Source organism: Mycobacterium palustre (assembly GCF_002101785.1).
Lineage (GTDB): Bacteria > Actinomycetota > Actinomycetes > Mycobacteriales > Mycobacteriaceae > Mycobacterium > Mycobacterium palustre.
Window position 1 is genome coordinate 1 of sequence record NZ_LQPJ01000060.1, and the last position, 5,521, is coordinate 5,521.

The window sequence follows — 5,521 nt, forward strand, 5'->3', positions numbered from 1 at the left end:
CAGAAAATCCCAACGCACCGCGAAGGGGGGGCCAAAACTAGCCGTCACACTGGGGCCACTTCAAGTTGACATTGCCAGCGGACGGAGGGTGAAGCGTAGCGACCGGCGCGGACGGGAGCGCCAGCGGACGGGAGCAGAGGGAGCGAAGCGAAGCCCGCAGGTAGCCGCCACATAGTGGTTGGAGATGGGTGGACGCTCAGTAAGTGCTGCTGCGGTGGAGATACTGCGACGTGATACTGGGGCTCGTAAGCTGGCTGGCATGAGCGGGGCGGTGGCGCAGCGTGCACGGCGGGAGGCCGAGACACGGCTGGCTGAGCAGCCGCGGCGGTTGGCGCATGTGCGGGGTGTGGCCGCTGCGGCGGAACGGCTGAGTCAGCATTTCGCCGGCGAGGCGGCGGATTGTCTGGTGGCGGCGGCGTGGCTGCACGATATCGGGTATGCACCGTCGGTGCGCCGAACCGGTTTTCATCCGCTCGATGGCGCGGTGTTCGTCCGGTCGGCCGGTTTCGGGGAGCTGGTCGCGTCGTTGGTGGCGTTTCATACCGGCGCGCACCTGGAGGCATCCGAGCGTGGCGTCTCCGGTTTAGGGGCTTTCGTCCAACCGCCGCGCGATGTGATGGATGCGTTGACGTTTTGCGATTTGACGACCGGACCTGACGGCACGCCGGTATCAGCTGAGGACCGCCTGCGTGAGGTGTTGGCGCGTTATGGACCGCAGGATCCGGTGCACCGGGCGGTCGATGCTGGCCGCGAGGAGTTGCTGGCGGCGGTGGGTCGGGTGCGCGGCTGGCTGTAACCCCTGCATGGGGTTAGCAGAGGTAGGGGCTGTCGCGGTGTTGCAGGTAGTGCTCGATCCGCAGACGCATCGAGGGATGCATGTCCAGGTCGGCGATGTCGTCGGGATCAGTCCAGGCGATGTCGGTGCTTTCGTGGTCGATGGCCAGCTCACCACCGAGCACCCTGGTGGTGAACAACAAGGAGAATTGTTGGCGGACTTCGCCATCGGTGAATGCCACGACGTGCCGCGGGTTGGTGTAGACACCGACCAGGCCGGTGATTTCGACGTCGAGCCCGGTTTCCTCTTTGACTTCGCGCACAGCGGTTTGTTCGATGGTCTCGCCGATGTCGTGTCCGCCGCCGGGTAGCGCCCACAGGGTGTTGTCGCGGCGTTTGATCAGCAAAATTCGACCGCGTTCGTCAGCGACGATCGCCGAAGCCGAGGGGACGACACTGTTAGGCCGTGGGGCGTTGGGGTCGTTGTAGTAGTCGGTGCGCATCGGCGGGTCAGCCTTTCGTCGTTAGGGGTGTGGCGTGGTCCCACACCTGGGTGAAGGCCTCTTCGAGGGTGGCCCAGAGCCGGGGTTCGTGGTGACGGGACAGTACGAGTACGGGGTTGTTGCGTCCGGGTGAGCCGTAGATGTGGAAGTTGACGATCATGGCGTCATCGACCCGAAAGATGGATGTGTAGAGCGTGGTGTCGTGGGTGCGGATGTCCAGTCCCGGGGTGCCGGCGTGTGGGGCGAGCAGCTCGACTGAGGTGCGGCAGCGGGCGATGACGGCTTCACCGATCCCTTCCTCCACGCCGCGCAGGATCATGGTGGCGGTGTCGGGGTCGCCGACGAGGAATCGCACCGCCACGCCGCGGGCGGCGGCGTCGAGCAGGGTGTCGAGGAATCCGTCGAGGGTGTCGAACAGGAACGTGGCGGCCAGCACGAGGATGTCGATGCTGGTGGTGGCGTCGGCGAAATGCTGCTGCCACGCGCTGATCGGTAGCTGGGTGCGGCTGGCATACAGGGTCGCGGTGAACGGGCCACTTGGTGACATGGTCGCCAATGCGCTCGCCATAGTAGGCGAGTACTGATTGGGCCACAGATCGTGCGGCGTGCAGCCCAGCAGCGTGGCTGCGCGCCGCGCGTTGTCCTCGCGGATGTTGTAGTTGGTGTTGGACAGCCAGCGGCGCACCGTCTTGACATCCACGCTCATCGCGGTGGCAAAGCGCTGCGGGGACAGTCCCTTGGCCTGCAGCCGCTGCATGAGGCGATTGTTGGGGATCGCGGCCGCCTTGCCGTCGTGATCGTCCATCGTCTCAGCGCACATCTTTCCGTGTCGTCTCCGTGTATCGCCAGCGCGTGGCGTCTAGTTTGCCATGCGCGTGGTGCCACCCCGCGGCGGTGATGCCCACGTGATGTCCACGGGTATGTCCCGGTGGTGTCCGGAATGTCGCCGGCGATGTCGGCAATGCCGCTAGATGTCCCTGGCTACGTCGGTGGTGTCCACGTGAACTGAGTTCAGCGCCGCAAGGGCGCATACGGTTCACGAAAGGAACTACAGGACAATGCGTTTGAGAATCGATACGTCAGGGACACGGTTCATCGTCACCCGTGCGGCTGAGCCGCGGCTGAACTTTGAGACCGGCAGCCCCAAAATCGACACTGCCACCGGGCTGCCGCAGCATTCGGTGCAGTTGCTGGCGTTGGATGACACTGGCGGCGAAGTGCTCAATGTGACGGTGGCCGGTGACCCGAACGTCGGGGTCACCCAACCGGTCTCGGTGACCAGCCTGGTGGCCATCCCGTGGGCGCAAGGCGATCGCAGTGGTGTGGCCTTCCGCGCTGATGCCATCACCGGCGCCACAGCCGGCGCCCCGGCGGGTGAGCCGGGGTCGCGCACCCAGAAATAGCACCCGCTGCCGAGGCGCGACACCAGCACGTGCCGCGCCTCGGCCCGGGTCCGCCGTCGACCACTGGCTCGTCCACGCACACACGGAGAACACACCGTCATGGCATCAAACAATAAGAACACCAACAACACTCAATCGGACAATGACGACTGGTTCGGCGATCTGGTCATATCACTGTTGACCGCCGCGGGATATCTGCTGTGGTGGGCCGTGCTGTTCCCAGCGATCAGTGTCCCGATCATCGCCAGCCTCACTCTCGGCATCACCCACGGACCCCGCGCCGGGATCGTCGGTGCCATCGCGTTCGGCGCCGGATATATGGGGTGGGCTTGGCTAGACCCAGGCTCGTTTTGCTCGTGGGTGACCGAACCTGTACGGCGCCGCTGGTTGACCTGGTCGCGCTACACCCGCACCTGGGAATCGACGTGCACCCTGCACGGCCTGACCGCCAAACTTGGTGAGCGCACCCTGACTCCGACCCTGCGCACCGTCACGATCGGTAGAACCACCGATGTGTTGGCGGTGCGGATCGTCACCGGCCAATCCCTAACTAACTGGCACCAACAATCCGAGGCGCTGGCCGCGGCCTGGCGCGCCGACCGGATCACCATCACCGCCACCACACCCGGGGAACTACGCATCGCGCTGATGCGCGGGGACGTGCTGGCCGAACCGATCGCGCTGCCCATGCCTACATCGTCGACTCCGGTGGATCTGGGATCGGTGCGGGTCGGGATCACCGAAACCCGCCACCACTGGCAGATGCCGCTGCTCGGGCATCACCTCCTGGTCGCCGGGGCCACCGGCGCGGGCAAAGGCAGCGTGCTGTGGTCCCTGATCGCCGGGATCGCCCCCGCGATCAAGACCGGGCTGGTCCGGCTGTGTGTCATCGACCCCAAAGGCGGCATGGAACTGGGCGCCGGCGCACCCATGTTCACCGTGTTCAGCCACGACGCCACCGACACCACCCTCCAACTCCTGCGCCAGCTCGTGAACGTGATGCACGCCCGCGCAAATCGTCTGCGCGGCCACACCCGCCTGCACACCCCGACACCGGCCGACCCGCTGTTTGTGGTCCTGATCGATGAGATCGCCGCGCTCACCGCGTATGTGACCGACCGCAAGATCCGCACCGAAATCGAACAACTGCTCGGGCTACTGCTCTCCCAAGGCCGCGCGGTGGGGATCTCGGTGGTGGCCGCAGTGCAAGACCCCGCCAAAGACACCCTGCCGGTCCGGCAACTGTTCACCGTGCGGATCGGGTTGCGGCTGACCGAAGCCACCCAAACCACCATGGTGCTGGGACAAGGAGCACGTGATGCCGGGGCGGAATGCGACCGCATCCCCGATGCCACCCCCGGTGTGGGCTACATGCTCATCGACGGCAGCACCCAATCCGTGCGGGTACGCGCCTTCCACGTCACCGACCACGACATCACCACCCTCGCGGCCCGATTCCGCCGCCCCGCGCGCCGGCCCAGTGGCGACCAGGCCTCAACGACGGGCGACAGTGACACCAACAGAGGTGCCAGCGGTGAATAGCTCCACACCACCGGCCCAGCTCGCCCTGCCAGGCATTCCGGACACGGTCGACACCACCCGGGTGGTCGATGAGATGGTGCGCCGCGCCTCCTCGATGGGATACGAATCCTGGTGGCGACGCGCGGAATCCGTCGGGTTCTGTGCCCATCCCATCCAACTCACGGGCACCGAAGACTACGGACGCCAGCAGGTGGTGTGGACCCGGTGCAACAACCGCCGCGCCCACATCTGCCCCTCCTGCTCAGACCTCTACGCCCGCGACACGTGGCAACTCGTGCACGCCGGCGCCGCGGGCGGCCACCACGACATGCCCGCCGCCGTCGCTGATCGTCCGCAAGTGTTTCTCACGCTGACCGCCCCCAGCTTCGGGGCCGTCCACACCACCACACCCACAGACCCCAGCGGATCCCGACACGGTGTGTGCCGCGATCATGACCGCATCGGTGGCTACCGGCGCTGTTCACATAGAAATCCATTGTGGTGCAGCACTATCCACGACCACACCGATCCACAGGTTGGCCAGCCGCTCTGCCGGGAATGCTACGACTATTTCGGGCATGTGCTGTTCACCTGGCATCTGCCTGAGCTGTGGCGACGATTCACCATCACCCTGCGGCGAGCACTCCGCAGGCATCTGAAAGCCGCCGGGGCCGATCCGGATGACGTGCGGGTCAGCTTTCTCAAAGTCGTCGAAATGCAAGCCCGCGCCATCCCGCACATCCACGCCCTGATCCGCCTCGACCCCTACGAGGATCCCGATCAGACCGGTTGGGAATCACCAATCAGTGCAACCGAACTCGCGATGATCATCCAGCACGCCGCCCGTACCGTCACCCTCACCGTCCACGACCCCACCACCGAGGGCGGCGTGCGGGTGATCGCCTTCGGTCCCCAAATCGATACCCAACCCATCACCGCACCCACTAACTCGACGAATGCGCTGACAGCAGAACATTGTTCACCGGATAGCCGGGCACTGTCGGGCCGGCGGGTTGCTCGCTATCTGGCCAAATACGTGACTAAATCTTTGGCCGATCTCGGGATCAGCGTCCGCCGGCTGTCCACCGAATCGATACCCGACCTGGATGTATCCGAGCATGTGCGGGCCATCCTGACCACCATCAGCGACCTCGCTGACAACGGAGTGTCGGGTATTCGGCGGTGGCTGCACACCCTCGGGTTCCGCGGGCACATCACCAGCAAGTCCCGCCGCTACTCGACCGGGAGCGTCCCGGGGAGTGGTGTAAGTGATGGCGGCGTGTCGGTCCCTGACGTAAGAGGGCCATCGCGTGAGTCTCT

6 protein-coding genes are annotated in these 5,521 nt (G+C 65.4%); 4 read left to right on the forward strand and 2 right to left on the reverse strand.

Going from position 1 to position 5,521, the window contains the following annotated elements:
• Positions 1-259: 259 nt before the first annotated feature.
• Positions 260-796, forward strand: a complete 537-nt coding sequence (locus tag AWC19_RS04960) for an HD domain-containing protein (RefSeq protein WP_019732905.1) — start codon at positions 260-262, stop codon at positions 794-796.
• A 13-nt stretch (positions 797-809) separates the two neighbouring features.
• Here the strand turns inward: AWC19_RS04960 and AWC19_RS04965 are convergent, their stop codons facing one another.
• Complete coding sequence (locus AWC19_RS04965; protein ID WP_011725682.1) at positions 810-1,277, reverse strand: NUDIX hydrolase; 468 nt, start codon at positions 1,275-1,277, stop codon at positions 810-812.
• Between the two features lie 7 nt (positions 1,278-1,284).
• Positions 1,285-2,082: a hypothetical protein gene (locus AWC19_RS04970; protein ID WP_011725681.1), complete on the reverse strand. Its 798-nt coding sequence runs from the start codon at positions 2,080-2,082 to the stop codon at positions 1,285-1,287.
• Between the two features lie 253 nt (positions 2,083-2,335).
• Here AWC19_RS04970 and AWC19_RS29570 point away from each other — a divergent pair, with 253 nt between their 5' ends.
• The 3 genes from AWC19_RS29570 to AWC19_RS04985 form a co-directional block, all read left to right on the forward strand.
• Positions 2,336-2,680, forward strand: coding sequence for a hypothetical protein (locus tag AWC19_RS29570; RefSeq protein WP_019732904.1), 345 nt, complete (start codon positions 2,336-2,338; stop codon positions 2,678-2,680).
• A 99-nt stretch (positions 2,681-2,779) separates the two neighbouring features.
• Positions 2,780-4,222: an FtsK/SpoIIIE domain-containing protein gene (locus tag AWC19_RS04980; protein ID WP_019732903.1), complete on the forward strand. Its 1,443-nt coding sequence runs from the start codon at positions 2,780-2,782 to the stop codon at positions 4,220-4,222.
• Positions 4,215-5,521 (forward strand): replication initiator (locus tag AWC19_RS04985; RefSeq protein ID WP_245848744.1); only part of this gene is annotated, 1,307 nt, incomplete at its 3' end. The genes AWC19_RS04980 and AWC19_RS04985, both read left to right, overlap by 8 nt.

What these genes read in the sequence shown, in the direction of transcription:
- AWC19_RS04960 (WP_019732905.1), top strand. Translation starts at nt 260, where the DNA reads ATGAGCGGGGCGGTGGCGCAGCGTGCACGGCGGGAGGCCGAGACACGG.
- AWC19_RS04965 (WP_011725682.1), bottom strand. Translation starts at nt 1,277, where the DNA reads ATGCGCACCGACTACTACAACGACCCCAACGCCCCACGGCCTAACAGT.
- AWC19_RS04970 (WP_011725681.1), bottom strand. Translation starts at nt 2,082, where the DNA reads ATGGACGATCACGACGGCAAGGCGGCCGCGATCCCCAACAATCGCCTC.
- AWC19_RS29570 (WP_019732904.1), top strand. Translation starts at nt 2,336, where the DNA reads ATGCGTTTGAGAATCGATACGTCAGGGACACGGTTCATCGTCACCCGT.
- AWC19_RS04980 (WP_019732903.1), top strand. Translation starts at nt 2,780, where the DNA reads ATGGCATCAAACAATAAGAACACCAACAACACTCAATCGGACAATGAC.